Below are 25323 nucleotides of genomic sequence, written 5' to 3'. Positions count from 1 at the left end.
ACGGCAGCCAACTCACGCTGGGCTACGACGGCGCCAACCGCCTGGTGCAGCTCACCCGCACCACGCCCGAGAGCCAGACCACCCGGGCCCATTACGCCTACGACGCCCTGGGGCGGCGCCTTCACAAGACCGTGCACCACCCCGATGGCAGCACCGCCACCACCCGCTACGGCTGGGACGGCGACCGCCTCGTCAGCGAAGAACGCGACACCCAGCGCACCACCGTGATCTATGAGCCGGGCAGCTTCGTACCCATGGTCAGAATTGACCAACGCACCGACAGCGACGACACCCAGCTCAGCGCCTACGTTACCGACGCCCTGGGCACCCCGCTGCAACTGCTCGGGCCCGACGGCACACCGCGCTGGCACGCCCAGCCCGACGACTGGGCAGCGGTAAAAGACCAACGCGGCACCACAACGCAATCCATCCGCTTCCAGGGCCAATGGCACGACGACGAAAGCGGCCTCTACTACAACCGCCACCGCTACTACGACCCCGACATCGGGCGCTACCTCACCCAGGACCCGATCGGGCTGCACGGCGGGCTGGACCTGTATGGCTACGTCACCAACCCGACGGGAATGGTGGATCCTCGAGGGTTATTCAATACGTCTGGGCTCGATAATATGAGTCGGGCTATTGGTCCAGCGGAAAGGGCTGCGGCAAGCGGAGCAAATGGCACACCCACAGCACCTAGGAATCCTTTGCAATCTATGTGTCCTGCTTTGAGCCATTTAGGCGATAAAGAGGTTATGTTAACTGCTGCGGGGGGAAAGGGAGTTGCCGTCAAGGGCACAGTTAAAGCATCCGCTGATGGGGTTTCCACCATTTTTGGAATTGGAGCTGGTGGGGGCGCCGCCATGTCAGCTTCAGTGGGAGAAAGTGCGAATATAGGTCGACCGTCTGGCCATGGCCGTATGGATGTTCGTGGCTTCGCTTCCATTGTTGGTGGTTACAGTTTGGCAGGGGGAGAAGCGACTTTGTCAACTGGGACGGACTGACTGGTAGCGTTGAAGGCGCTGTTAATAGTAAGAGCGTTCGAGCTGGCGTCGCAGCTGTATCAGGACTCCAGGTGGAAGTTCAAATTTTGGATTGTACTCCGTAAGAAAAGAGAGGCGATGTATTATGGTAGTCAATGTTTTTTATTTTTTGCTGATCCTGGTGTCCGCCTCATATTGGGGGATGAGGTATAGCTTTAAAAGAAAGGGTCTATCTTATGGAGATTTTTTTGGTGATCAAGCAAAACCTGGATACAAAAAAATATGCTTTCGATAACAAGGTGGAATGATGATCTTGATGTAGATATTCTATTTTTCGTTCGCCTTTATCTAATTGTCATGTATATTTATCTTTCTTATATTTCTTTTCTGGTATTAGCTTTTGCATTCCTTGCCATAAAGGGTTCGGTAAGTAATTGAGAAGTTGCTATAGACTATGGAAAAATGGGGTTTGACATGCAAGAAGTTATGTTGGTGTGTTTTGCAGGGTTGGCGGTTATGGCCGCGGCATGGTTTGTTATGTGCCTCCGACTGTTTGAAGCCTTAAAGAAAAGATTTCCGGAAAAATATAAAGAGATGGGAAGCCCCAAGCTGTTTCGTGATAACGATATGTCGGAAACCATTAAGCTAATTAAGTTTTTGTTCAAGAAGGAGTGGAGAGGGTTAGGAGATAGTGAAGTCTCGAATCTGGGTGCTTTCATGCTTTGGTTTTTTGTGGCTTACATTGTTTTGTTGCTAATTATGTTTTCCCTTGTGCTGTGGGAAAGTCGCCATGCTCTAGGGTTTGTCTGATTTTGGGTAAATGTCAGAAAATAGAGTTGGCGATCTCAAGTTCCAAGCGAAACGCTATTGAAAAGTGCTCGGACCAGCGACCGATTTCTTGAGAACCTCGGCGTAAACTTCCAGTGGCTTGTGCCAGACCAGTGCTTTGCGAGGCTGTGTATTCAGTCCAGAATATGGCGCGATGATGGGGAATGTAACCCTACCCACCAGTTCCAGGTGATATGCCAGAAGGTTTGATCTGTCCCAAGAGTGTGGTTCGCCCGCACAAATATCAGCTTTATAGAGAACGACACAAATAGGAGGTTATCGCAAGGATGATAAAAATTATTTTTTATCCGTCGTTGGTAGCGCTAATTCTATCAAGCGGGTTGCTGTATTTCTCAACAGCTTTTAGTGAAGAGGGGTTTCTTGATGAGTATAGAAAAGGAATTGAGGAGAGTGATGAAAATAGGCGTGAAGAAATATGTAGAGAGATAAAGGGTCTGCTGCCAAACAGGCCGGATTCTGCAAAAAAGCTAATAGAAAATGAGCTTGATAAAGCCCAGGAGCGAGAAGAAGGAAGGTGGGGGTATGAAGGCTCTTAACGTAGTTGTAGTAATCCTTGTTTTTTTGTTGGTTTTTATATCAAACATGGCTTTATTGGAACCTTTTTTGTCCAAAATGGCTTATAATGAGAAGCGAAATATCTTGTTAGATTACGAGGATAAGTTAGATAAGTCTCTGGTTTCTGATCTCGAAGTGGCTTATCGATCTCTGAATTCTGAAGGGGTTATTTTAAATGCTGAATTTTTCTGCGAAAAATAGTTAAAGGGGGATATCATGGCTGGGAGTGTGTTTTTTAAATCTTTGCTGCTTGCTTCTCTAGCGAGCACTTTGTTGTTCAATTACTTTTCTTATAATATGGCTAGCTATATGCCGGAAAAGCATGTTGAACTGCTTGAATGGCAGGGTTACTTCTCATTGTTTAATTATGAAGGCCTCAGAAATTTAATTATAATAAACATTTGTCTTGAGCTGCTGGGTGTCGTGGGGATGTTTTTTAATTATTTGTTTTTTCGGAATGTTCTGCTTTTTAGCATGCTTCTATGGGTTGTTGAAGGGGTTGTAGGAGGTTATTACGTATCGGTTCCGTTAGTAAAATCCATGGCTTCGATTAACCATATTTTTATATCTCTTACACTGGGATGCGCCTATTTTTCAAGCAGGGAGAGTTAAGCCAAGCTCTGGTATATGTATGGCAGATTAAGTACGAATTACTGCCGCTGAGTGCTTACCTATCGTTTGACCGCCTCTGCAGCGAGGTCTATCGCCCAATCAGTGGCTAGGGATTTTAATGCGCTATTAATATTGAATAACCACTTAACCGCACCAACCCTGCGAGAATCTGCCAATCAAAATTTTCCTAGTTTCATGTAAGATTTTAACCCTCCTCTGTGTAATCCATTTTTCTCGACGTGGCTTTTCCAGAGGCCGTTCACAAATGTTTTTTTCCTCTTTATGATTCGCTGCAGCGCAGGTATATTTCTCTCCGAAAGACCCAGCCACTTATTAAACCTTCGATGGATTTCTATAGCATGGAAGCTCAAGACGCCACACTCGAAGCCTCTGACCTGGAGGTAAAGCATCACCTGGACACCAACCGCCTGTTCTCACTGATGTTCAAGACGGGGTTGCTGACCGTTATTACATTGGGGATATATCGCTTCTGGCAAACGACCCGGGTTCGTCAGTATCTCTGGTCCTCCACCAGTGCCAATGAGGATGCTCTTGAATACACTGGCACAGGCTTGGAGAAGTTTCTGGGCTTTCTGGTGGCGGTCGTTGTCCTGGCGGTTTACCTCGGCATCATGCAGATGGTGTTGTTCTACTTTGGGCTTTCCGCCTTTGGTTATACTCCCACTTCGGGTCCGGCGGCCCTCGCGGGTTACGCTGGGGTGTTCTATCTCAACGTCTTCGCCGTCATACCCCTGATGGCTTATGCGTTTTATCAACGCCGCCGCTACATGATGTCGCGCACTCGGTGGCGTGGCATACGCCTTGGCATGGACAAGGGCGCATGGGGTTATGTGGCCCGTGCCATCGGTTATGGCTTGCTGAATCTTCTTTCTCTGGGCCTGCTGATGCCCCTGTTCACCTTCAAGCTTGAGCAGTACATGGCCGAGCGTAGCTACTATGGTGATACGCGCCTCGAGCAGCGAGGGCGTTGGACCCATTTGTACCCGGCCATGAAGCACATGATGATTGCCGCTTTGATCTTCCTGCTGGGTGGCCTGCTGGGCCTGGTGGGGCAGACCCAGTTGTCGTTGATGACGTGGCTGTTGGGTGGTTTCTGGATGACGATCGGGTGGCTTTACTACCGGGTTCGCAGTTTTGCCTACTTGACCAGTCACAAGGTACTGGGTGGTGAAGTCGAGTTTCAATCAGAGGCACGTACGGGTGAAATTCTGCGCCTGTACGTCCAGACATACTTAGGGATTGGCCTGCTGTTGGTAGTATTGGCTTTTGTCCTGGACGCGGTGTTTTTGGGGGTGGAATCTGCCCTCAACAGTCCGGGCATTTTGGCTGTAGGTACTGTCCTGGGTTATATCCTGTTGTTCGTGCTGGTGAACTCCCTGACGATGGTGATGCTGACGCAGCCCAAATTCGCTCACCTCATGAACACGTTCAGCATCCGCCATCCGGAGAGGCTGCACCATATTCAGCAGCGCCAGGCTGCCGGGGAGACGGATAACGAAGGGTTTGCCGAGGCGCTGGATGTGGGTGGCGCCATTTGATGAGGGGGCAGTTTTTCGACGGTGAGACATCCTGGCGGCATGATGCCTGGGTGTCCCTGTCCCGGGACGAGAGGTCGCTGGAGATCCGCGCAGAATCTCTTTCTACCCCTGTGGAGTGGGAGCTTGAGGACCTGCGTGCGGTTTGCGACTCGGCTGATCCTGCGCGATTGACCCTGACGCGTTACGACTCGCGAGGAGGGCGTGACGCCGCCCCCAGAGATCTGGCTCGTCTCGTCGTGGATGAGCCGGATTTCATCCAGTGGTTGCGCAACACCCGGCCCGAGCTCTTCAAGCGTGATGTCCACAAGGGGGTCTGGCTGCGTGTCGGCATCTGGGGAGCCGGTGCCTTGGCCGCCATCTTGCTGATGCTGTTTGTCATCCTGCCGGGGATGGCGGACACCCTGTCCAGAGTGATTCCCATTGAACGCGAGGTCGCGTTCGGTCAGGCGGTGACTCGCCAGATGATATCCGCCCTGGAAGATTCGGAGACCGACTTGCAGGCCTGCACGTCAGCGGAAGGGCGAGCCTCCCTGGATACCCTGCTCGAAAGGCTGACCGCCGGCCGCGCTCTGGAGTACGAGATTGATATCCGGGTCTTCAACCATTCCATGGTCAATGCTTTCGCAGCGCCCGGCGGACAGGTGATTGTCATGGAGGGCTTGCTGGAAAGCGCGGCAACGCCTGAGGAAGTGGCGGGGGGGCTGGCCCATGAAATTGGTCATGTGGAGCATCGCGACCCGACACGGCATGCACTGAGGTCCATCGGCTCGGCGGGCCTGCTGTTCATGGTCTTCGGCGATTATTCAGGCATTGCCCTGCTTGGCGAGCACATGCTGTCGGCGTCCTACAGCCGTGATGCCGAGGCTCGGGCCGACCGTTTCGCGCTGGAGATGCTGAGCGCGGCGAATGTTGATGTCGCGGGGTTCGAACACTTCTTCGCACAGCGAACGGCGGAAGATAGCAGCGAGTCAGCCGTTCCGGGTGTGCTGTCGACACATCCCGGGGTCGAGCAGCGTGCATCGCGTGCCAGCCGGGTTGCGGCCCATCAGGGGGAGACCAGGAAGGTGCTGACGCCGTCAGAGTGGCAGGCCTTGCAAGCGATGTGTGAAGAGGGTGCCGAGGCGTTGGAATAGGCCTCGCTCTTCCCTCCGCCGTCAACCGTTGTGGGCGGCTTGCCCCTCCAGGCGTTCCAGCAGTGCCGGTAACTCGCGCACATGGCTCAGTTGGTGTACGCCTTCGGGCAGCGTGGGGTCGGGCTCGGCGTGCGGGGCGATCCAGGCGGCGTGCATGCCGAGGCGGATGGCGGGCAGCACGTCTTCCTTCCAGGAGTCGCCCACGTGCAGGGCTTCGGCGGGCCTGGCGCCGAGGCGGCCGAGTGTCGCCAGGAAGGGCCGGGCGTCCGGCTTGGGTGCGGGCATCTCGCCGGCGGCGATGATCACTTCGAAGTGGCGCGACAGGTCCAGCCGGTGGAAGGCCAGGTTGCCGTTGGTGATGGCGGCCAGGCGATATTGGCGTGTCAGCGATTGCAGCAGCGGTTCGACTTCCGGGTAGGGCGAGACCTGCAGCCGCCAGGCATGAAAACGCGGCATGGTCAGCGCGGCCCAGAGCCAGGCCGAGGCGCGTGACAGGCCGTAGGCTTCCAGCAGCTCGACCAGGGCGCGTTCGCGAATCCAGGTAAAGTCGCCGCGGCGCAGTGGGTTCTGGCGGGCGAGCTGCTGGCGGTGGGCCTGGTAGCGCTCGATGGAGATGACATCGGAGAAGCGCCGGTGCTCGCCGGGATGTTGCGCCAGCCAGGCGGCCAGCTGGTCGTCGAGCCAGGCGTAGTGGCCCGCTTCGGTGCGGCTCATGACCCCCTGGTTGTCCCAGAGGGTGTCGTCCAGGTCGAAGGTCAGGGCGCGCAGGCGGGGTGTGGTTGGCATCATGATTCGTCGTTGTCGCGTCGGCGTCGGGCGCGCGGGTGGGCGGCATCATAGCCGGCGGCCAGGTGCTGCCAGTCGAGTCGGGTATAGACCTGGGTCGTCGAGAGGTTGGCATGGCCGAGCAGCTCCTGAACGGCGCGCAGGTCCTGGCTGGACTCCAGCAGGTGGCTGGCGAAGGAGTGGCGCAGGCGATGCGGGTGCAGGTGCTCGCTGAGCCCGCGGGTGACGGCGAGCCGGCGCAGGCGTTGCTGAATAGCGCGGTGCCCCAGGCGATTGCCGCGGGCGCCGACGAAGAGGGCGCGCTCGCCTTCGGCGGCCAGGGCGCTGCGCAGCGAGAGCCAGGTGGTCAGGGCCTGATCGGCACGCCGGCCCACGGGCACCTGACGGGGCTTGCGGCCCTTGCCGAGGACGCGCACGCGCTGGGCGTGCAGGTCGTCCAGGTCGAGGGCGGCCAGCTCGGCGAGCCGCAGGCCGCTGGAGTAGAAGAGTTCCAGCATGGCCTGATCACGGCAGGCCAGTGGCGAGCCGTCATGCGGTGTGTCGAGAAACTGTGCCAGGGCATCGACATCCACCGGGCGGGGCAGGTCGCGTGCCACGCGCGGCGTGCGCACCAGCGCCACCGGGTTGTGATCCAGGTGGCCCTGGGTCATCAGGTGTTCGGCGAAGCGCGACAGGGCGGCGCGGCGTCTTGCCAGGCTGCGCGGCGCCAGTCCGCGGCTGCGTTCGCCGCCGAGAAAGCGGCGTATCAGGGCGGCATCCAGCGCACCGGGATCACCGATCCGGTGGTGATCGAGAAAGTCCAGCAGGGCGGTCAGGTCGCGCTGATAGGCCTCCACGGTGGCCGGGCTGAGGTGCTGGCCGAGTTGGGCGATAAAGGTCTCGACTTCCTGCGAGACGTTCGCTGCTGCCGCCATGAGCCTAGCGGTGCCCCGGCGTGAGCTGGACCAGTCGCCTGGCCACCACGTCGCCGACGTACTCGGTGAACAGGGTGTCCATGCTGGCGCGGAAGTGGTCCTGGGTCGGGCTGGCGAGCACCATGTAGCCCCAGGATTCGCCGACCGTGAGGCGCGTGATGGCGCAGGAACCGCTTTTCTCGGGGACCGGGACGTGCGGCAGCAGACGCTGCCAGTCGGAGCGCGTCAGTCGCGCGCAGCGGCTGGAGCGATCCTCGAGCAGGGCAGCGAGACGCTGGCCGGTGTGGTCATCCAGCACATGGCGCGGTGGTTGCGGCGGCTGGGGCTCGGCGTCGGTCAGGGCAGGCGAGCACCACAGCGCCACGGCCGGCGTCTGGAAATGTTCGTTGAGCTGGGTGGCCAGGGCCTGGCCGAGGGCGTCGGTGTCCTCGGCTTCGAGCAGCGCCAGGATGAGTTCGCGGGTGCGCCGGTACTGGGTCTCGTTGTGGCGGGCGGAATCCAGCAGTTGCTCGAGACGGCCTTCGGCATGTTCGGCGCGGCCGCGCAGGTCGGCGACCAGGCGCTCGAGCAGCGAGGTGGCGCCGCGGGCCTCGGGGTGGGGAACGCGCAGCTGTTGCAGCAGGCCCTCGCGGCCGACGAAGAAGTCGGGATGGCGGGCCAGCCACTGGGCGACCACATCCGGGTCCAGGGTCTTGCGCGGCTCTGGGGCGGCTCGGGTCATGGCGGGGCTCTCCTGAGTGATAATTCCAGCATAGCGTTCAACTGATGGGCACGCGCCCTTCATAGACCCGCTCGGCAGGGCCGGTCATGACGAGGTGGGCGTCCGGGTCCGGCCACTCGACCGTCAGCGACCCGCCGGGCAGGTGCACCGTCACCGGGCTTTCCAGCAGCCCCTGGCGAATGCCGCAGGCCACGGCGGCACAGGCGCCGGTGCCGCAGGCCAGGGTCTCGCCGGCGCCGCGCTCGTGGACCCGCAGGCGGATCTCGTGGGGCGTTACCATCTGCATGAAGCCGGCGTTCACGCGCCTGGGAAAGCGCGCATGGGCCTCGATGGCCGGCCCCAGGGTCGCCACCGGCGCGCGCTGAATGTCATCGACACGCAGCACGGCGTGCGGGTTGCCCAGCGAGGCGACGCCGACCTGCAGGCGCTGTCCATCGACATCCAGATCATGCTGCAGGCGGTCACGGTCGGCCTCGAAGGGCACGTCGCGAGGCTCGAAGCGCGGCCGGCCCATGTCGACGCGCACTCGTTCGTCGTCCTGAACCACCAGCGTCAGCGGTCCGCCGGCGGTCTCGACGCGAACCTCGCGCTTGTGGGTCAGGCGCTGGTCGAGCACGAAGCGGGCGAAGCAGCGCGCGCCGTTGCCGCAGTTTTCCACCTCGCTGCCATCGGCATTGTAGATGCGGTAGCGGAAATCCATGTCCGGGTCATGGGGCGGCTCGACCACCAGCAACTGGTCGAAGCCGATGCCGAAGCGCCGGTCGGCCAGCTCGCGGATCTGCTCGTCACGCAGGCGGGCGCGCTGGGTGACCAGGTCGACCACCATGAAGTCGTTGCCCAGGCCGTGCATCTTGGTGAACTGCAGCAACATCAGCTGGCGTCTCCTCCCTCGGCTGGCAGCGTCGCCTCGCCGGCCCAGAGTTCCTCCAGGCGTTCGCGGCGGCGCACCAGGTGCATCTGCTCGCCGTCCACCATCACCTCGGGTGGCCGGGGCCGGCTGTTGTAGTTGGAGGCCATGACGAAGCCGTAGGCGCCGGCGGAGCGTACGGCCAGCAGGTCGCCGGGGGCGATCGCCAGCTGGCGGTCCTTGCCGAGGAAGTCGCCGGTCTCGCACACCGGGCCGACCACGTCATAGGTCCGGGTGTCGCGGGCCTGGCGGGTATCCACCGGCAGGATGGCCTGCCAGGCCTGATACAGCGAGGGGCGGATCAGGTCGTTCATGGCGGCGTCGACGATGGCGAAGTTGCGGGTCTCGCCCGGCTTCAGGAACTCCACGCGGGTCAGCATCACGCCGGCATTGGCGGCGATCGAGCGGCCCGGCTCGAACAGCAGTGTCAGGCGCTCGCTGCCCGGCCAGCGCGACAGGCGCTCGAGCAGGGCGCTGGCATAGTCGAACGGCTGCGGGGGATTCTCGTCCTGATAGGGCACGCCCAGGCCGCCGCCGAGATCCAGGTGATCCACCTCGATGCCCACCTCGCGAAGGCGCTCGAGCAGGGTCAGCAGGCGATCCAGGGCGTCCAGGAAGGGCGCGACCTCGGTCAGCTGGGAGCCGATGTGGCAATCCAGGCCGGCGACCTGGACGTGCTCCAGACCGGCGGCATGTTGGTAGACCTCGAAGGCCTCGTCCACCGGGATGCCGAACTTGTTGTCCTTCAGGCCGGTGGAAATATAGGGGTGCGTGCCAGCGTCGACATCCGGGTTGACGCGCAGCGAGACCGGCGCCACCCGGCCGAGGCCACGGGCCACGGCGTTGAGGCGATCCAGCTCGGCGCGGGATTCGACGTTGAAGCACTTGATGCCCACCTCGAGGGCGCGGGCCATTTCGTTTTCCTGCTTGGCGACGCCGGAGAAGACCACCCTGGCCGGGTCGCCACCGGCGGCCAGCACGCGCTCCAGCTCGCCCACCGAGACGATGTCGAAGCCGGCGCCGAGGCGAGCCAGCAGGTCGAGCACGGCCAGGTTGGAGTTGGCCTTGATGGCGTAGCAGATCAGGTGCGGGTGGCCGCCCAGTGCTTCGGTATAGGCACGAAAGTGGCGCGTCAGGGTCGCGCGCGAGTAGACGTAGCAGGGCGTGCCGTAGGCCTCGGCGACCTGGCCGAGGTCGACGTCTTCGCCGTGCAGCACGCCGTTGCGGTACTCGAAATGATCCATGTCTAGCGGCCTTCTTCGTCGGCGGTCTCGTCGGGCGTGGTTGCGTCGGATGCGGTGTCCGGCTGGTGCTCGCCGGCGGCCTGTTCCTCGGGCATGTAGAGGGGGCCCTTCTGGCCGCAGGCGCTCAGGGCAAGCATCATCAACAGGGCAAGGGGTAGGAGTCGTGCCATCAGCCCGTGCTCCCCGAGGCGGCCAGGCCGTCACGCGCTCGCTGGGCAGCGGCACGCACCTGATCGGGGGCGGTGCCGCCGATGTGGTTGCGGGCGGCCACCGAGCCTTCCAGGGTCAGCACCTCGAAGACATCCGGCTCGATGGTGTCGGAAAAGCGCTGCAGCTCCTCGAGGCTCATCTCCGACAGGTCGCGGCCCTCGCGCAGGCCGTGGGCCACGGACTGGCCGACGATCTCGTGGGCATCGCGGAAGGCCACGCCCTTGCGCACCAGGTAGTCGGCCAGGTCGGTGGCCGTGGAGAAGCCCTGGCGGGCCGCCTCGAACATGTTGGCCGACTTGGCCTCGATGGCTGGCACCATGTCGGCGAACGCCTTGAGGCAGTCCTGCACCGTCCTGACGGTATCGAACAGCGGCTCCTTGTCTTCCTGGTTGTCCTTGTTGTAGGCCAGCGGCTGCGACTTCATCAGTGTCAGCAGGCTCATCAGGTGGCCGTAGACGCGGCCGGACTTGCCGCGCACCAGTTCCGGCACGTCCGGGTTCTTCTTCTGCGGCATGATCGACGAGCCGGTGCAGAAGCGGTCCGGCAGGTCGATGAAGTCGAACTGGGCGCTGGTCCACAGCACCAGCTCCTCGCTCATGCGCGACAGGTGCATCAGCAGCAGGCTGGCGAAGCTGGTGAATTCGATGGCGAAGTCGCGGTCGCTGACGGCATCCAGGCTATTCTCGGCGGGGCGCTCGAAGCCCAGCAGCTCGGCGGTCACATGGCGGTCGATGGGGTAGGTGGTGCCGGCCAGGGCGGCGGCGCCCAGCGGCAGCACATTGACGCGGCGGCGGCAGTCGAGCAGCCGTTCGTGATCGCGGGCCAGCATTTCCTGCCAGGCCAGCAGGTGATGGCCGAAGGTCACCGGCTGGGCGGACTGCAGGTGGGTGAAGCCGGGCATGATGGTCTCGGCCTCGCGGTCGGCAAGGTCGATCAGGCCTTCGCGCAGGCGCGCCAGTTCGGCGGCAACATTATCGATCGCGTCGCGCATGAAGAGGCGGATGTCGGTCGCAACCTGGTCGTTGCGCGAGCGGCCGGTGTGCAGCTTCTTGCCGGTGATGCCGATTTTCTCGGTTAGGCTCGCCTCGACGTTCATGTGCACGTCCTCGAGCTCTACCGACCATTCGAAGGTGCCGGCCTCGATATCGGCCGCCACGTCATCCAGCCCGCCGAGGATGGTGTCGCGCTCGTCCTCGCTGAGCACGCCGACGCGAGCCAGCATGGTGGCGTGGGCACGCGAGCCCTGGATGTCGTGCAGGGCCAGTTGGCGGTCAAAATCGACCGAGGCGGTGAAGCGGGCGACGAAGGCATCGGTGGGCTCGCTGAAGCGGCCGCCCCAGGATTGATTGGTGGTGTGGCTCATCGGGCTGACATCCTGCTGACTGTTCGGAAGTGGCGCCGTCGGCGATCCCGCGGCCGCCCCTGGATGACTGGACATTGGGACTATGGCGAAAGTGTACCAGAGTCGGTGGGACAGGCGAGGGGCGCGCGCAACTGCCCGGTCGAGTGGGCGGCGATTTTTCCTGATCCTTGCGGTACTTTATGATGCAGGAAATCATCTCATCACCACCGGACACGATCGTGGTCTCGCCGCGACCCGCAAACCGGTACAGGGGAACCAGGTGCAAGCCATGCAGACGCTGCGTATTGCCACTCGCAAGAGTCAGTTGGCCATGTGGCAGGCCGAATATGTTCGTGACCGCTTGATGGAGGTCCATCCGGAGCTGCAGGTGGAACTCGTGCCCCTGTCGACGCGTGGCGATCAGATCCTGGATACGCCGCTGGCCAAGGTGGGCGGCAAGGGGTTGTTCGTCAAGGAGCTCGAGGAAGCCATGCTGGACGGCCGGGCCGACATCGCCGTGCACTCCATGAAGGACGTGCCCATGCAGTTTCCCGAGAGCCTCGGCCTGTCGGTGATTCTGGCCGGGGCCGAGCCCACGGATGCCTTCATCTCCCGGCACTACGCGACGCTGGATGACCTGCCGGAAGGGGCACGGGTCGGTACCTCCAGCCTGCGTCGCGGCTTGCAGATGCGCGAGCGGCGCCCCGACCTGGAGATCCTCAGCCTGCGCGGCAATGTGCAGACGCGGCTCGGCAAGCTCGATGCCGGCGACTTTGACGCCATCCTGCTGGCCACCTCGGGCCTCAAGCGGCTGGGGCTGGGCGAGCGCATCACCCAGGAGCTGCCGCCCGAGATCTGCCTGCCGGCCTGCGGCCAGGGCGCCCTGGGCATCGAGTGCCGCATGCACGATGCCGAGCTGATCAACCTGCTGGCGCCGCTCGATGACCCCGATACGGCGACGCGGGTGCGCGCCGAACGTGCCATGAACACGCGCCTCGAGGGCGGCTGCCAGGTGCCCATCGCCGGCCATGCCGTCTTCGACCAGGATGGACAGACACTCTGGCTGCGCGCCCTGGTCGGCAACCCCGAGGGGACCGAGGTGCTGCGCTCCGAGGGTCGGGGATCGGTCCACGAGCCGGAAGCGCTGGGCATTCGCGTGGCCGAGGAACTCCTCGACCAGGGCGCCGGCGACATTCTCGCCGAGGTATATGGCGCTGGCTGATGGATAGGGCGCCGGTGTTGATCTGTCGCCCGGGCACGCGGGCCGCCCCCCTGGCCGAGGCGATCGGCGGGCTGGGACATGACGTCGAACACGGCGAGGTCATGGCGCTGGAGGCGTTGCCGGAAACCCAGGCGATGCGCAATGCCTGGCTGGACCTCGACCAGTTCGAGCGTGTGGTCGTCACCAGCCCTTTCGCGGCGCAATGCCTGGCCGAGTCCATCGAGCACTACTGGCCACAGCTGCCGGTCGGTGTTACCTATTACGCGGTGGGGCCGAGCACGGCCGCGGCCCTGTATGAGGCGCTGGGTGTCCGGGTGCATGTGCCGACTGCCGCGCGCGAGCATTCCAGCGAGGCGCTGCTGACGCTGTCAACGCTGCAGGATCTCCAGGCACAACGTATTCTGCTGGTGACCGGACAGGGCGGGCGTACCCTGCTGGCCGATACCCTGGCCGAGCGCGGTGCCCGGTTGACGCACCTGGCCGTGTACCGGCGCCGACTGCTCGAACCGTCCGCGGCCTTTCAGCGGCGGTTGCGAGAGGGGAATTTTCATGCCTTGGTGGTGAGTAGCGGAGAAATTCTCCAACATCTGGCAAGATGGTGTTCGCCTACCGCCTTGGACCAACCGTTAATCGTATCCAGTCACAGGTTGGCTACACTGGCCGGCAAACTGGGGTTTCGTGTTCCCGTCGTGGCATCGGGCGCCACACCCGCCGCTCTCGCGGCCGCTGTGGAACGGGCCCGGGACCCGGAGGAAGCCGATGTCGATCATGACGATCTCGAAAAGGGCTAGCGACAGATGAGCAAGCAATCACAGGATCAGGATGAACAGCAGGCGCCCTCCGGCGACGCCCAGGGCGGTGCCGATGCAGGGACTGCGCAACCTCAGTCGGATGATGCCGGCAAGGCCAGTAGTTCAGCGTCACGGCGCTCGCGTCGGCGCGGCAAGGGCGGTTCCAGCAACGCCCAGCCCCAGGCTGACAGCGCGCCGACCGGCGAGGCCGTGACGACGGCCGGGCAGGGCAGCGAAAGCCAGGACACCGTCGCGTCTGATGGAGGCCGAAAGGCCGAGGCGTCCCGTGCGGCGTCGGACGTCGAGAAGGCCCAGGACAGCAAGACCCAGAGCAACAAGGCTCAGGACAGCAAGGCCCAGGGCAGCAAGGCTCAGGACAGCAAGGGGCAGGCCGGCAAGAGCTCCGCTGGTTCTGCCGCCAGTGGCAAGGAGGCCGGCAAGGCGACATCCTCCGGCGGCAAGAAGCCCGGCAGCAGCCAGGCTGCCAGTGGCAAAACCGCCGGCCAGTCCGGTGGCAGTGGCGGCGGCTCCGGCTCCGGCCAGCAAGGCGGGAACAGCAAGGGCGGCAAGGCCGGTGCGCTGGCGCTGGTGCTGGTGATCGTGCTGGCCATTGCGGTCGCGGTGTTCGGCTGGCTGGGCTGGCAACGCCTGCAGTCCCAGCAGCAGAGTCTCGCCGAGATGCCCGCACAACCCGCGACCCAGGCCCAGGTGGATGAGCTTTCCGGCCAGCTGCAGGGCGTGCAGAGCGATCGCGAGTCGACGGTGGCGTCGCTGCGCGAGGAATTCGAGTCCTATCGCAGTGACGTGAACGCCAATCTCGATCAGGTGCTCCAGCAGCTGTCGCAGCAGCAGGACACCGATGAGCGTGAGTGGCTGCATGCCGAGGCCGCCTACCTGCTGCGCCTGGCCAACCAGCGTCTGCAACTGGAGCGTGATGTGGAAGGCGCCGCGGCCCTGCTGCGCACGGCCGACCAACGCCTCAAGGAGGCCTCCAACCCGGCGCTGATGCCGGTGCGTCGCGAGATCGCCTCCGAACTGGCCGCGCTGCGTTCGGTGCCCAGCGTCGACCGTACCGGCCTGTTCCTGACCCTGAATGCACTCCAGGAACAGATCGCCGGCCGTCCGCTGGCACAGGATGTCGAGGAAGTCACCGGCGATGCCTCGATCGAGGACGCGCCCGAGGGCGGCTGGAAGGATCAGCTGTCGACCGTGGGCCAGGAGCTCAAGGACCTGGTCACGGTGCGCAAGCATGACGAGGCGCTGGAAGCGTTGATCTCGCCGGAGCAGGAGTCCTATCTGCGCCAGAGCGTGCGCCTGGTGCTCGAGCAGGTGCAGCTGGCGCTGCTCAAGGAAGACCAGCAGCTCTTCGATGCCACGCTGGACAAGCTCCTCAAGCTGATCAACGGCTACTATGATACCGACGACAGCGGTGTGCAGGGCGTGGTCTCGGAGCTCGAGGAGCTTCAGGGACGCAGCATTCGTCCCCAGCTGCCGGACATCAGCGGCTCCCAGCAGGCCTTGCAGGAGTTTATCCAGAACCGCTTCGAATCGAGCCGCGGTGGCCAGGGTGACAACGGTCAGGCCAGCAGCAGTCAGGGAGGCGAGGCATGAGAAAGCTGATTCTGATCATTGTCGTCGGCCTCGCGCTCGGGGCGCTGCTCGGCCAGCTGATGATGTCGGTCCCCGGCTACTGGCTGGTGCGGGTCGGCGATACGTCCTACCAGACGACCTTCTGGTTCGGCCTGGTGTTGCTGCTGGGCGTCTTCGTGGTGCTGCATTTTCTGCTGCGCCTGTTCATGCGCCTGTCGCGCCCGGTCAGTCGCCTCAAGGGCTGGAGCAGCCGGTCGCGCAATCGCAGCGCCATGCGTCGCACGGTGCGTGGCCTGGTGGCCCTGGCCGAGGGGCGCTGGAAGCGGGCCGAGAAGTCGCTGGTCAAGGCGGCGGATGACTCCAGCACCCCGCTGGTCAACTATCTCTCCGCCGCCCTGGCGGCCCATTATCAGGGCCGCTACGAACAGGCCGACACCCTGCTCAAGCGCGCGCACCTGAGTACCGAGGGAGCGGACACCGCCGTGGGCATGATGCAGGCCCAGTTGATGCTGGACCGGCAGCAGTACGAAGAGGCCCTGGCCATCCTGACGCGCCTGGACCGCCACCTGCCCAACCACCCGCAGGTGCTCAAGCAGCTCAAGCAGGTCTACATCAGCATCAGCGACTGGGATGGCCTGCGTCGCCTGATGCCTCGCCTGGGGGCCCAGCAGTTGATCTCCCGCGAAGAGCGTGACCAGCTTGAGCTGCAGGCCTACCGCGAGCTGATCGCCCAGCAGACCCGCGAGGGTGGCGAGATCGAGCAGGTGCGCACCCTGTGGGCCGATATGCCGGACCATCTGCGCAGCAATGTCGACCTGGTAGTGCTCTACGCCGAAGCCCTGGTGCGTGGCAACGAGCAGGCCATGGCCGAACGCCTCCTGCGCCAGGCGCTCAAGGAGCACTGGGACAGTCGGCTGGTACTGCGTTACGGCTTGCTCGACGTGGAAGCGGCGCGCCAGCTGGTGGTGGCCGAGAAGTGGCTGCAGGAGCGGCCCAACGACCCCGACCTGCTGCTCACCCTGGGGCGGCTGTCGCTGCGCAATGCCTACTGGGGCAAGGCGCAGGAGTACTTCGAGTCCAGTCACCGCCAGCGCCCCAGCGGCGTGGTATGTGCCGAACTGGCGCGCCTCTATGCCAGCCTCGGCGAGCACAACAAGAGCCAGCTCTACTATCGGCAGAGCGTCGACCTGCTCGACAAGTCGCTGCCCTCCCTGCCGCAACCCACCGAGCCGGAAGACAGGCTGTCGCGCAGCAAGCGCAAGGCGTCCTGATTCGCGGCGCTGCCGGGCAAGGCGCCCGGCACGCATCACACCTCAGCGGGGTGGCCTCAGGGTCACCCCGTTTTCGTTGGCAGCGTCGTCCCCGTACCTCAGGCTCTTCACACCTCACACCTCACACCTCACACCTCACACCTCACACCTCACCCTTCCCGACATGAAAAGAGCCGCCCGTGGGCGGCTCTGATCGGTTGCAGGAATGGCAGGACCACGCCGCCGCAGCGGCGTGGCGAGCGGCTTAGTTGCTGCCACCGCCCGGGGTGTCGACCCCGCCATCGCCATCCTGGTTGTGCACCTCGCGGCGCGCGTTCGTGTCATCCGGTTCCGGCGCTTCCGCGTCGCGCGGCTGGCCCGCGGGGCTGCCGTCGGAGGTGAACTCGCCCTGCATGATGCGCAGATTGGCGGGGGCGGCGTCGCCGTCCTTGTCCGCGCCGAAGTAAAGCGTGGTATGCGGGAAGGGAATCTCGATACCGGCTTCGTCGAAGCGATACTTGACCAGGCGATTGTAGGCACGGCCCACGGCCCACTGCATGCCGGGCGTGGTCTTGATGCGCACGCGGATGTTCACCGAGCTGTCGGCCAGGGCGATGACGCCGGCGACTTCCAGCGGTTCCAGCAACTCGAGCTTGAAGTCGTTGTCCTCGCTCAGGTCGTTGAAGGCCGTCTGCAGGGCCTCGATGGCCTCATCGATGTTCTCGCGATAGGCGATACCGTATTCACCCACATGGAAGGCGAACTCGCGCATGTAGTTGGAGACGGTGTCGACACTGGAGAAGGGCACGATGTGATAGGTGCCGCTCAGGTCGCGCAGCCCCACCGAGCGGATGCTCAGGCGTTCGGCGGTACCGGTGACGCCGCCCACGGTGACCACGTCGCCGACATTCAGGGCGTTCTCGATCTGGATGAAGACGCCGGTGATGATGTCCTGCACCATCTTCTGGGCACCGAAGCCGATGGCCAGGCCCAGGACACCGGCGCCGGCAATCAAGGGCCCGATATTGATGCCGATCTCCGCCAGCACCACCATGATGGTCACGGTCAGCAGGGTGATGGCCAGGGCATTGCGGAACAGCGACAGCAGTGTCTGGGCGCGACTGGAAGGCTCGCCGCCGCCGGTGGCCGGATTGAGCTTGTGCTCGATCATGCTGGCCAGTGCCAGCCAGGCGGCCAGTGCCACCAGCAGGATGACGGCGACGCTGAACAGCTTGGCGACCAGGCCGCGGCCGGCCTCTGACGCGTACCAGGCGGCCATGTCGAAGACCTGCCAGGCATTCAGCACGACCATCACCACCACGATCAGCAGGATGGTACGGATGACCTTGAGAGCCTTGGGCACATAGGCGTTGAGACGCACCTCGAGGAGCGGCAGCTTGCGACGCAGCTCATCCGACAGCGAGATACGCCGGCCGATGGTCTGATTCAGCAGCTTGGAGACACCCAGGCCCACCAGCACCGTGGCCAGCGTCTGCAGGGTGGCGATGAGCACGAAAGGCAGGGCATCGGCGGGCCGCGTGAGTGTCAGCACCAGCACCATGAAGAAGTAGGCGATGGCCAGCAGGTGCCAGATGCGCGCCAACAGCGTGAGCCCCACACGAGTGACCGGCAGGCTGCTCCGGGCGGCCTGCCGCTGCAGGGCATCGGCCAGCTTGCGGCGGTTGCGCAGGACCACGGCCACGGCGTAGATGAAGGCACCGATCATGATCAGGGTGCCCAGGCTCTGCCCCAGCGCCGGCGACAGATAGGCGCTGGCCAGCGGCACCACGACCATCAGCCCGTAGCCGGCCAGGCCGATCAGGCGCGCGATCCAGCGGTTCCAGTAGGAGGCATCCGGGGCGGCAATCGGCAGCAGGCGCAGGCCTTCATAGCGCGAGGCAAAGAGCATCCGTACGCCGGCCTTGAGCAGCTCGATGACCAGGAAGGCATTGAGGAACAGCGAGGCGCGCGTGGTCAGCTCGCCACTCGCGCCGACCACGAAGGTGGCCACCATGTTGCCGCCGACATAGGCCAGGGCGACGACCAGGATGTCCACCAGGGCCGCCAGGGCGACGCAGATGACCAGCCGCAGCATGGGCTGCAGGGCCGGGCCATGCATCGACCACAGGCTCAGGCGGGCGAAGAGCGGCCGGCCCAGGCGCCGAATCAGCAGGAAGAGCGCGAAGGTGGCGAGGATCACCAGCCCCAGGTTGAGGCTGGCACTGAGCACCAGGCCAAAGTCGATCGAGGCGGCATCCGAGCCAGCGGCGAACAGACCGACCAGGCTGGCATAGAGCGAGCCGACCTGCTGGCCGATGTTGCCGGCGATGCCGCTGGTCATCTCGGCCAGCTGGCGAGGCAGCGAGGGTTTCTCGACCGGCGGCGCCGTGCCGTTGCTGGCCTGCTCGCTTTCCGGCGAGGCCTCCTGCGTCTCCTGCGCCTCGGCCATGCCACGCAACTGGTCGATCAGCTGCTGGCGAGTGTCCGGGTTCTCGAGCATGTCGGCCAGCGTCGCATTGGCCGGCGCGCTGGCCCCCGGGTCCGTTGATTGCGCCAGGGCGGGTCCGGCGAACGCCACCAGGGCGATCAGCAGCCAGCCGAGGAGCATGGGGAGGAATCGTGGCTTGCTCACGCGGGAGCCTCCGATGTCTGGAACGATGAATGGCAATGTAGGGAAGATGGCATAGCGTAACATATGCCGGTTTGCTCGCGGCATGCCTGACGTTGCGCGAACCGCCCCCTTGCGACGCTATGGTCGTGCCGGGGTTCGCCGCTTTGCCGGCGACTTTCATCGCCCTGGCGCTGTCGCTAGCATGCCAGTTACGCAAGAGGAGGCGAGCATGTTTCAAGAACCCCTGGATTGGTTGCTGGTGGTGCTGGGTGGTGGCCTGGGCGGGATGGCGCGCCTGGCCGTGACCGAGTGGGCCGCCGATCGATGGGGGTCGCGGTTCCCCTGGGGCACCCTGGTCGTCAACCTGAGCGGGGCGCTGGGCATCGGTGCCCTGGCTGCGGTTGTCGACTGGCCGCACTCGAGCGGCAGCGGCTGGCTGTTCCTGGCCGCCGGCGTGCTGGGCGGCTTTACCACGGTGTCCTCCTTCAGCCTGCAGACCCTGACGCTGTTGCAGCAGCGGCGCTGGCTGGCGGCCGGCGGCAACACCCTGGGCACCCTGGTGCCGGGAGTGGCTGCAGTGGGTCTGGGCTGGTGGCTGCTGGGAGGTGGCGCATGAGCGACTGGCGCGGCTATCTGTCGGTAGGGCTGGGGAGCGGTCTGGGGGCCGGGCTGCGGCTGCTGGTGGCACAGGGCGCCTGGTGGTTGTGGGGCAGTGCCTTCGTGTGGGGCACCCTGATCGTCAACCTGCTCGGCTCCTGGCTGATCGCGGCCTGCGCGGCGCGCGCCCGGCACCGCCCCGAAGGGCATGCCGCGCGCTGGCAGCCGTTGCTGGTGGCCGGCTTGTGTGGCGGTTTTACCACCTTCTCGCTGTTCGGCCTGGAAACCTTCTATCTGCTGCAGAGCGGCCGGCCCTGGCTGGCGCTGCTGTATGGCGCCGGCAGCGTGCCATTGTGGCTGGCAGTCGCCTGGCTGGGCCAGCGGGCCGGCACCACACCACGCTGAGGGGCCGGCCCGCAGGTTCAGTCGGCGGTGCCGCGGTGGTGCGGGAAGCGTTCACGCACCAGCTTGAGCAGGCCCTGGGTCGAGCCATCGAAGTCCTGGCTCTGCTCGTCGATGCGCTCGCTGATCTCGCCGGCGATGCGCTTGCCCAGCTGCACACCCCATTGATCGAAGGAGTTGATGTTCCAGATCACACCCTGGACGAACACCTTGTGCTCGTAGAGGGCGATCAGTGCGCCCAGGTTGCGCGGCGTCAGCTCATCCAGCAGCAGGGTGCTGGAGGGGCGGTTGCCGGGGCAGCTGTAGGGGTCCAGGTCGCGGCTGGTCTGGCTGCCCTCCATGAAGGCGTTGGCCTGGGCCAGCATGTTGGTCAGCAGCGCGAAGTGATGGTCCTCCACCCCTGGTTCCGGCTCCAGTGAGGCAATGAAGTCGATGGGCACATAGCGGGTGCCCTGGTGCAGCAGCTGGAAAAAGGCATGCTGGCCATTGGAGCCGGTCTGCCCCCAGACGATGGGGCCGGTCTTGTAGTCCACCGGGTGACCGAAGATGTCCACCGACTTGCCGTTGGACTCCATGTCGAGCTGCTGCAGAAAGGCCGGCAGCTGATGCAGCGCCTGGTCGTAGGGCACGATGGCCTGGGTCTCGGCGCCCTGGAAGTTGATGTACCAGATGCCGATCAGGGCCATCAGCACCGGCATGTTGGCCTCGTTGGGCGCATTGAGAAAGTGCTGGTCCATCTCGTGGGCACCTTCGAGCATCTCCATGAAGCCCTCGTAGCCGATGGACAGGGCGATGGGCAGGCCGATCGATGACCACATGGAATAGCGCCCGCCGACCCAGGCCCAGAACTCGAAGACGTTCTCTTCGCGAATGCCGAACTCCATGGCTGCCTTGCGGTTGGTCGAGGCGGCGACGAAGTGGGCGCCCACGTCGGCATCCTCGCCGGCGTTTTCCAGGAACCAGCGGCGCGCCGTCTTGGCATTGAGCAGGGTTTCCTGGGTGGAGAAGGTCTTGGTCGAGACGATGAACAGGGTGGTCGCCGGATCCAGGCGCGAGAGCACCTTCTGGATGTGGGTGCCATCGACGTTGGACACGAAGTGGAAGTTGATCTCCGCATGGCGCTGCTTGAGCAGGGCGCGGCAGGCCATGTTGGGACCGAGGTCGGAACCGCCGATGCCGATATTGACCACGTCGCGAATGCGCTGGCCGTTGTAGCCCTTCCACTCGCCGCTGCGCACTTCCTCGGAGAAGCGCTTGATCTGCTCCCGGGTGCTGTGAATCTCCGGCATCACGTCCTTGCCGTCGACCATCAGGGGTTCGTCGCCCAGGTTGCGCAGCGCCGTGTGCAGCACCGGCCGGTTTTCGGTGACGTTGATGATGTCGCCGGAGAACATCTGGGCACGACGCTGCACCAGCGCGGAGTGGTCGGCCAGCTCGAGCAGGGTGCCGAGCACGGTATCGGAAATGTGGTGCTTGGAATAGTCGAGAAACAGGCCGCCGACGCGGAGGCTCATGCGTTCGAAGCGTTGCGGATCGGCATTGAAGTAATCGGTGATGCGGTCACCGGCGGTCTCGGCCTGGAGTCGCTTCAACGCTTGCCAGGTGACGCTGCGGGTGAGCTGAAACATGCGCGTTGTCCTCGGAAGGTGGGGGTGTTGTCGTCAGGGCGTGCGGGTGGAGACCCAGCTGCCGGCGTCGGGCACATTCATCTCGTAATCCTCGTTCAGCCTGGGTGAGCTGATCAGGAAGTCGGCACTGGCGGCATTGCAGGCAACCGGGATGTTCCACAGGGCGGCCAGGCGCAGCAGGGCCTTGACGTCCGGGTCATGCGGCTGGGGCGAGAAGGGGTCCCAGAAGAAGATCAGCAGGTCGAGCTGCTGCTCGGCGATGCGTGCGCCGATCTGCTGGTCGCCGCCCAGGGGGCCGCTCATCAGGGGCTCGACTGTCAGCCCCAGCTGGCTCGAGACGCGGGTGGCCGTGGTGCCGGTGCCGATCAGCTCGTGACCGGCCAGGCTATCGCGCCAGCGCTCGGCCCACTCCAGCAGCTCTGCCTTCTTGCCGTCGTGGGCAATCAGGGCGATGCGCTTGCGGGCCGGCAGGGTGCGGCGCACATTGCGTTGTGGTCGGGCATCAGGCATGGCGAGCCTCCACGGCCAGAATCTTCAGGGTATCGGTACCGCCATGAGCATTCATGTGGTCACCGCGTGTCAGGATGACGTGGTCGCCCGGCGCGGCAATGCCTTGGGCCACCAGGCGCTGCAGGGCCTGGTCGTTGAGTTCATCGGCGGCCATCTCGCTGGTATCGAAGGGCAGCGACACCACGCCCCGGTAGAGCGCCATGCGCCGCTGGGCGACCGGGTTGTGAGCCATGCCCACGATAGGCAGTTTCGAGCGAATCCGCGAGGCAATCAAGGGAGTGTAGCCGGAGGCGGTCATGCAGACGATGGCGGCCACGCCGGCCAGATGGTTGGCGGCATACATGGCCGACAGGGCGATGGTCTCGTCGACCCGCGAGAAGCCTTCATGGATGCGGTGGCCGGACTCCTGGGCGATACGCTCTCTTTCGGCGCCGACACAGACACGCGCCATGGCCTCGATGGTTTCCACCGGATAGTCGCCGGCGGCGGTCTCGGCGGACAGCATCACCGCGTCGGTGGCGTCCAGCACCGCATTGGCCACGTCGAACACCTCGGCTCGGGTGGGCAGCGGCGACTCGATCATCGACTCCATCATCTGGGTAGCGGTGATCACCGCCCGGTTCAGGGTGCGCGCGTGCTTGATGATGCGCTTCTGAGTGCCGATCAGCTGTTCGTCGCCGATTTCCACGCCCAGATCGCCGCGGGCCACCATCACCGCCTGGCTGGCCTCGATGATGCCGTCCAGCGTGTCATCATCGGCCACCGCCTCGGCGCGCTCCAGCTTGGCCACCAGGCCGATGTCGGCACCGGCCTCGCCGAGCAGTTCGCGGGCCTCGTGCATGTCGGCGGCGCTGCGCGGGAAGGACACCGCCAGGTAGTCGACGCCGATCTCCATGGCGGTCTTCAGATCGGTCTTGTCCTTGTCGGTCAGGGCCGGGGCGGAGAGGCCGCCGCCCTGCTTGTTGATGCCCTTGTTGTTGGACAGCTTGCCGCCCTGTTCCACGGTGGTGTGGATCTGCGTGCCGTCCACGCGCGCCACGTCCAGCACCAGCCGGCCGTCGTCGAGCAGCAGGCGGTCCCCGGCCACCACGTCATCGGCCAGCGCCTTGTAGTCACAGCCCACCCGGTTGGCGTCGCCGGCCTCGCTGTCCAGAGCCACGTCGATCACGAAGGTCTGGCCATCCTCGAGCTCCACCGGGCCGTCGCGAAAGCGCGCGATGCGAATCTTGGGGCCCTGCAGGTCGCCCAGCACGGCGACGCTGCGCCCCAGTCGAGCGGCCGCCTCGCGTACCTCGGTGAGGCGGCGGCGATGATCCTCGGGCGCACCATGGGAGAAGTTGAGGCGTACCACGTCGACGCCGGCGGCGATCATGCGCTCGAGCACGCCGGGCCGGTCGCTGGCCGGGCCGAGGGTGGCAACAATCTTGGTGCGGCGAGCGGGTAGGTCGGAATAGGGCATGCCGGAACTCCTGTGGGCCGGGTGAAGCTTGGGCCTTGATGGGGTGAATCCTGTCACCTTAGCGCATGCGTGGTTTTTTTACTAAGTATAGTGCTTTCGACCAAGGTCTACCCTTTGCCCCAGGGTGTGTCACTTGGCGGCATAACGCTTTGATGGTGCGAGCTTTATGGCAATTCTGGCGGTTTTGGGTGGCGTTTTTGTGTTGTAAAGTTACTAAAAATGGCTTGTGTCCGGCGCGATGGTCATTCACATTGTGGGGCATTGGAGTCGTCGTGCCGGCCAGCGCAGGTTGGCGCCAGGGCGCGGGATGCATGCATCGCGATGCGCCGCCCTGCTTCACCGACGGCTCAGCCACTTCCGCAGGACGGTACTCAATCGAGAGGACGACACCATGACACTCAAGATCGCCATCAATGGCTTTGGTCGTATCGGTCGCAACGTGTTGCGCGCACTCTATGAAGGCGGGTATCGCGACCGGGTCAGCGTCGTGGCCATCAATGATCTGGGCGACCCCTCGCTCAATGCTCACCTGCTGCGTCACGACACCGTGCATGGGCATTTCGGCTTCGAGGTGACGCATGACGACGAGAGCCTCAGTGTCGATGGCCAGCGCATCCACATGCTGTCCGAGCGCGATCCGTCACAGCTGCCCTGGAAGGATCTGGGTGTCGATCTGGTCATGGAGTGCACCGGCCTGTTCACCAAGCGCGATGCCGCGGCTCAGCACATCACCGCCGGCGCCGGCCGGGTGCTGGTTTCGGCGCCCACGCCCAATGCCGATGCCACCATCGTCTATGGCGTGAACGAAGGCGAGCTGACCGCCGAGGATCGCGTGGTGTCCAACGGTTCCTGCACTACCAACTGCCTGGCGCCGCTGGCCAAGGCGCTGAACGACAAGGTGGGCATCGAGACCGGCCTGATGACCACGGTGCATGCCTACACCAATGATCAGAACCTGTCCGATGTGTATCACAAGGATCCCTTCCGGGCGCGCAGTGCCACGCACTCCATGATCCCGGCCCAGACCGGCGCCGCCGCGGCGATCGGCCAGGTGCTGCCCGAGCTCGACGGCCGCCTCGATGGTCTGGCGGTTCGCGTGCCGGTGATCAATGTCTCGCTGGTCGACCTGACCTTCACGGCCTCGCGCGAGACCAGCATCGAGGAAATCAATGCCGCCGTCGAAGCCGCCGCGGCCGAGTCGCCGGTGCTCAGCGTCAATGCTCAGCCGCTGGTCTCCATCGACTTCAACCACGATGCCAATTCGTCTACCTTTGACGCCAACCATACGCGCGTCAGCGGCAAGCTGGTCAAGGTGATGGCCTGGTACGACAACGAGTGGGGCTTCTCCAATCGCATGCTCGATACCGCCCTGGCCATGCATGCCGTGAGCAACGACGGCTAAGTCGCTCGGCGCCTACGCCTGACCCGATGCCGGGGCGGTGATGACC

At 63.8% G+C, this 25323-nt stretch carries 23 protein-coding genes; 12 read left to right on the top strand and 11 right to left on the bottom strand.

The genetic code is table 11. The features are described from left to right. The 5 genes from QWY79_RS01755 to QWY79_RS01735 form a co-directional block, all read left to right on the top strand. The coding region (locus tag QWY79_RS01755) for an RHS repeat-associated core domain-containing protein (RefSeq protein ID WP_290269291.1) at positions 1-1004 on the top strand (1004 nt) is incomplete at its 5' end. Between the two features lie 453 nt (positions 1005-1457). Continuing rightward, positions 1458-1793 carry a hypothetical protein gene (locus QWY79_RS01750; protein WP_290269290.1) on the top strand — a complete coding sequence of 112 codons (336 nt, stop codon included), beginning with the start codon at positions 1458-1460 and terminating at the stop codon, positions 1791-1793. 305 nt (positions 1794-2098) lie between these two features. Continuing rightward, positions 2099-2368: a hypothetical protein gene (locus QWY79_RS01745; RefSeq protein ID WP_290269288.1), complete on the top strand. Its 270-nt coding sequence runs from the start codon at positions 2099-2101 to the stop codon at positions 2366-2368. 990 nt (positions 2369-3358) lie between these two features. Next, positions 3359-4558 (top strand): DUF898 family protein, encoded by a 1200-nt coding sequence (locus QWY79_RS01740; protein ID WP_290269286.1) that lies wholly within the window; start codon positions 3359-3361, stop codon positions 4556-4558. Between the two features lie 167 nt (positions 4559-4725). Further along, positions 4726-5691, top strand: coding sequence for a M48 family metallopeptidase (locus QWY79_RS01735; protein WP_290269284.1), 966 nt, complete (start codon positions 4726-4728; stop codon positions 5689-5691). 21 nt (positions 5692-5712) lie between these two features. Here QWY79_RS01735 and QWY79_RS01730 read toward each other — a convergent pair whose 3' ends face one another. Genes QWY79_RS01730 through argH form a run of 7 tightly spaced genes read right to left on the bottom strand, consistent with a single transcriptional unit; the run spans position 5713 to position 11836 of the window. Further along, a complete protein-coding gene (locus tag QWY79_RS01730) occupies positions 5713-6480 on the bottom strand; it encodes an HAD family hydrolase (RefSeq protein ID WP_290269282.1) in 768 nt (255 codons plus the stop codon). Continuing rightward, the gene (locus QWY79_RS01725; RefSeq protein WP_290269279.1) at positions 6477-7391 is read right to left on the bottom strand and encodes a tyrosine recombinase XerC; all 915 of its coding nucleotides are present in this window, start codon (positions 7389-7391) and stop codon (positions 6477-6479) included. The genes QWY79_RS01730 and QWY79_RS01725 overlap by 4 nt, the downstream gene beginning before the upstream one ends. 4 nt (positions 7392-7395) lie before the next feature. Next, positions 7396-8112, bottom strand: a complete 717-nt coding sequence (locus QWY79_RS01720) for a DUF484 family protein (protein ID WP_290269277.1) — start codon at positions 8110-8112, stop codon at positions 7396-7398. A 37-nt stretch (positions 8113-8149) separates the two neighbouring features. Beyond that, on the bottom strand, positions 8150-8983 hold the full coding sequence (dapF, locus tag QWY79_RS01715) for a diaminopimelate epimerase (RefSeq protein ID WP_290269275.1): 834 nt from the start codon (positions 8981-8983) through the stop codon (positions 8150-8152). Further along, complete coding sequence (lysA, locus tag QWY79_RS01710; RefSeq protein ID WP_290269273.1) at positions 8983-10263, bottom strand: diaminopimelate decarboxylase; 1281 nt, start codon at positions 10261-10263, stop codon at positions 8983-8985. Before lysA ends, dapF begins: the two co-directional genes overlap by 1 nt. Positions 10264-10265: 2 nt before the next feature. After that, a complete protein-coding gene (gene lptM, locus QWY79_RS15850) occupies positions 10266-10433 on the bottom strand; it encodes an LPS translocon maturation chaperone LptM (protein WP_290269271.1) in 168 nt (55 codons plus the stop codon). Continuing rightward, positions 10433-11836: an argininosuccinate lyase gene (argH, locus tag QWY79_RS01700; RefSeq protein ID WP_290269269.1), complete on the bottom strand. Its 1404-nt coding sequence runs from the start codon at positions 11834-11836 to the stop codon at positions 10433-10435. Before argH ends, lptM begins: the two co-directional genes overlap by 1 nt. A gap of 268 nt (positions 11837-12104) precedes the next feature. On the opposite strand from argH, the gene hemC reads away from it, so the two are divergent. The 4 genes from hemC to QWY79_RS01680 are packed head-to-tail and all read left to right on the top strand — an operon-like array spanning position 12105 to position 16689. Next, positions 12105-13037 (top strand): hydroxymethylbilane synthase, encoded by a 933-nt coding sequence (gene hemC / locus QWY79_RS01695; RefSeq protein WP_373862946.1) that lies wholly within the window; start codon positions 12105-12107, stop codon positions 13035-13037. Next, positions 13037-13828 (top strand): uroporphyrinogen-III synthase, encoded by a 792-nt coding sequence (locus tag QWY79_RS01690; protein ID WP_141321559.1) that lies wholly within the window; start codon positions 13037-13039, stop codon positions 13826-13828. Before hemC ends, QWY79_RS01690 begins: the two co-directional genes overlap by 1 nt. 6 nt (positions 13829-13834) lie before the next feature. Further along, positions 13835-15439 carry a uroporphyrinogen-III C-methyltransferase gene (locus tag QWY79_RS01685; RefSeq protein ID WP_290269258.1) on the top strand — a complete coding sequence of 535 codons (1605 nt, stop codon included), beginning with the start codon at positions 13835-13837 and terminating at the stop codon, positions 15437-15439. After that, entirely contained in the window at positions 15436-16689 is a 1254-nt protein-coding gene (locus QWY79_RS01680; protein WP_290269256.1) for a heme biosynthesis HemY N-terminal domain-containing protein, read from the top strand. Before QWY79_RS01685 ends, QWY79_RS01680 begins: the two co-directional genes overlap by 4 nt. A gap of 244 nt (positions 16690-16933) precedes the next feature. Here the strand turns inward: QWY79_RS01680 and QWY79_RS01675 are convergent, their stop codons facing one another. Next, positions 16934-19300 (bottom strand): mechanosensitive ion channel domain-containing protein, encoded by a 2367-nt coding sequence (locus tag QWY79_RS01675; protein ID WP_435389748.1) that lies wholly within the window; start codon positions 19298-19300, stop codon positions 16934-16936. Between the two features lie 208 nt (positions 19301-19508). On the opposite strand from QWY79_RS01675, the gene crcB reads away from it, so the two are divergent. Next, a complete protein-coding gene (gene crcB / locus QWY79_RS01670) occupies positions 19509-19895 on the top strand; it encodes a fluoride efflux transporter CrcB (protein ID WP_290269254.1) in 387 nt (128 codons plus the stop codon). Beyond that, positions 19892-20281, top strand: coding sequence for a fluoride efflux transporter FluC (locus QWY79_RS01665; protein ID WP_290269251.1), 390 nt, complete (start codon positions 19892-19894; stop codon positions 20279-20281). The genes crcB and QWY79_RS01665 overlap by 4 nt, the downstream gene beginning before the upstream one ends. A gap of 17 nt (positions 20282-20298) precedes the next feature. On the opposite strand, the gene pgi is transcribed toward QWY79_RS01665, so the two are convergent. The 3 genes from pgi to pyk are packed head-to-tail and all read right to left on the bottom strand — an operon-like array spanning position 20299 to position 23875. After that, on the bottom strand, positions 20299-21906 hold the full coding sequence (gene pgi / locus QWY79_RS01660) for a glucose-6-phosphate isomerase (RefSeq protein ID WP_290269250.1): 1608 nt from the start codon (positions 21904-21906) through the stop codon (positions 20299-20301). A 33-nt stretch (positions 21907-21939) separates the two neighbouring features. After that, positions 21940-22416, bottom strand: coding sequence for a methylglyoxal synthase (locus QWY79_RS01655; RefSeq protein ID WP_290269249.1), 477 nt, complete (start codon positions 22414-22416; stop codon positions 21940-21942). Further along, positions 22409-23875, bottom strand: a complete 1467-nt coding sequence (gene pyk / locus QWY79_RS01650) for a pyruvate kinase (RefSeq protein ID WP_290269248.1) — start codon at positions 23873-23875, stop codon at positions 22409-22411. The genes QWY79_RS01655 and pyk overlap by 8 nt, the downstream gene beginning before the upstream one ends. 391 nt (positions 23876-24266) lie before the next feature. On the opposite strand from pyk, the gene gap reads away from it, so the two are divergent. Further along, a complete protein-coding gene (gene gap, locus QWY79_RS01645; protein WP_290269247.1) occupies positions 24267-25277 on the top strand; it encodes a type I glyceraldehyde-3-phosphate dehydrogenase in 1011 nt (336 codons plus the stop codon). Positions 25278-25323 lie beyond the last annotated feature (46 nt).

This window comes from Halomonas sabkhae, assembly GCF_030409265.1.
Classification (GTDB): domain Bacteria; phylum Pseudomonadota; class Gammaproteobacteria; order Pseudomonadales; family Halomonadaceae; genus Halomonas; species Halomonas halmophila.
This window is presented reverse-complemented; position numbering and strand designations above follow the sequence as displayed.

Excerpts from the sequence above, each read along its gene's own strand:
- QWY79_RS01750 (WP_290269290.1), top strand. The coding sequence starts at position 1,458 with ATGCAAGAAGTTATGTTGGTGTGTTTTGCAGGGTTGGCGGTTATGGCC.
- QWY79_RS01745 (WP_290269288.1), top strand. The coding sequence starts at position 2,099 with ATGATAAAAATTATTTTTTATCCGTCGTTGGTAGCGCTAATTCTATCA.
- QWY79_RS01740 (WP_290269286.1), top strand. The coding sequence starts at position 3,359 with ATGGAAGCTCAAGACGCCACACTCGAAGCCTCTGACCTGGAGGTAAAG.
- QWY79_RS01730 (WP_290269282.1), bottom strand. The coding sequence starts at position 6,480 with ATGATGCCAACCACACCCCGCCTGCGCGCCCTGACCTTCGACCTGGAC.
- QWY79_RS01725 (WP_290269279.1), bottom strand. The coding sequence starts at position 7,391 with ATGGCGGCAGCAGCGAACGTCTCGCAGGAAGTCGAGACCTTTATCGCC.
- QWY79_RS01720 (WP_290269277.1), bottom strand. The coding sequence starts at position 8,112 with ATGACCCGAGCCGCCCCAGAGCCGCGCAAGACCCTGGACCCGGATGTG.
- dapF (WP_290269275.1), bottom strand. The coding sequence starts at position 8,983 with ATGTTGCTGCAGTTCACCAAGATGCACGGCCTGGGCAACGACTTCATG.
- lysA (WP_290269273.1), bottom strand. The coding sequence starts at position 10,263 with ATGGATCATTTCGAGTACCGCAACGGCGTGCTGCACGGCGAAGACGTC.
- lptM (WP_290269271.1), bottom strand. The coding sequence starts at position 10,433 with ATGGCACGACTCCTACCCCTTGCCCTGTTGATGATGCTTGCCCTGAGC.
- argH (WP_290269269.1), bottom strand. The coding sequence starts at position 11,836 with ATGAGCCACACCACCAATCAATCCTGGGGCGGCCGCTTCAGCGAGCCC.
- hemC (WP_373862946.1), top strand. The coding sequence starts at position 12,105 with ATGCAGACGCTGCGTATTGCCACTCGCAAGAGTCAGTTGGCCATGTGG.
- QWY79_RS01690 (WP_141321559.1), top strand. The coding sequence starts at position 13,037 with ATGGATAGGGCGCCGGTGTTGATCTGTCGCCCGGGCACGCGGGCCGCC.
- QWY79_RS01685 (WP_290269258.1), top strand. The coding sequence starts at position 13,835 with ATGAGCAAGCAATCACAGGATCAGGATGAACAGCAGGCGCCCTCCGGC.
- QWY79_RS01680 (WP_290269256.1), top strand. The coding sequence starts at position 15,436 with ATGAGAAAGCTGATTCTGATCATTGTCGTCGGCCTCGCGCTCGGGGCG.
- crcB (WP_290269254.1), top strand. The coding sequence starts at position 19,509 with ATGTTTCAAGAACCCCTGGATTGGTTGCTGGTGGTGCTGGGTGGTGGC.
- QWY79_RS01665 (WP_290269251.1), top strand. The coding sequence starts at position 19,892 with ATGAGCGACTGGCGCGGCTATCTGTCGGTAGGGCTGGGGAGCGGTCTG.
- pgi (WP_290269250.1), bottom strand. The coding sequence starts at position 21,906 with ATGTTTCAGCTCACCCGCAGCGTCACCTGGCAAGCGTTGAAGCGACTC.
- QWY79_RS01655 (WP_290269249.1), bottom strand. The coding sequence starts at position 22,416 with ATGCCTGATGCCCGACCACAACGCAATGTGCGCCGCACCCTGCCGGCC.
- pyk (WP_290269248.1), bottom strand. The coding sequence starts at position 23,875 with ATGCCCTATTCCGACCTACCCGCTCGCCGCACCAAGATTGTTGCCACC.
- gap (WP_290269247.1), top strand. The coding sequence starts at position 24,267 with ATGACACTCAAGATCGCCATCAATGGCTTTGGTCGTATCGGTCGCAAC.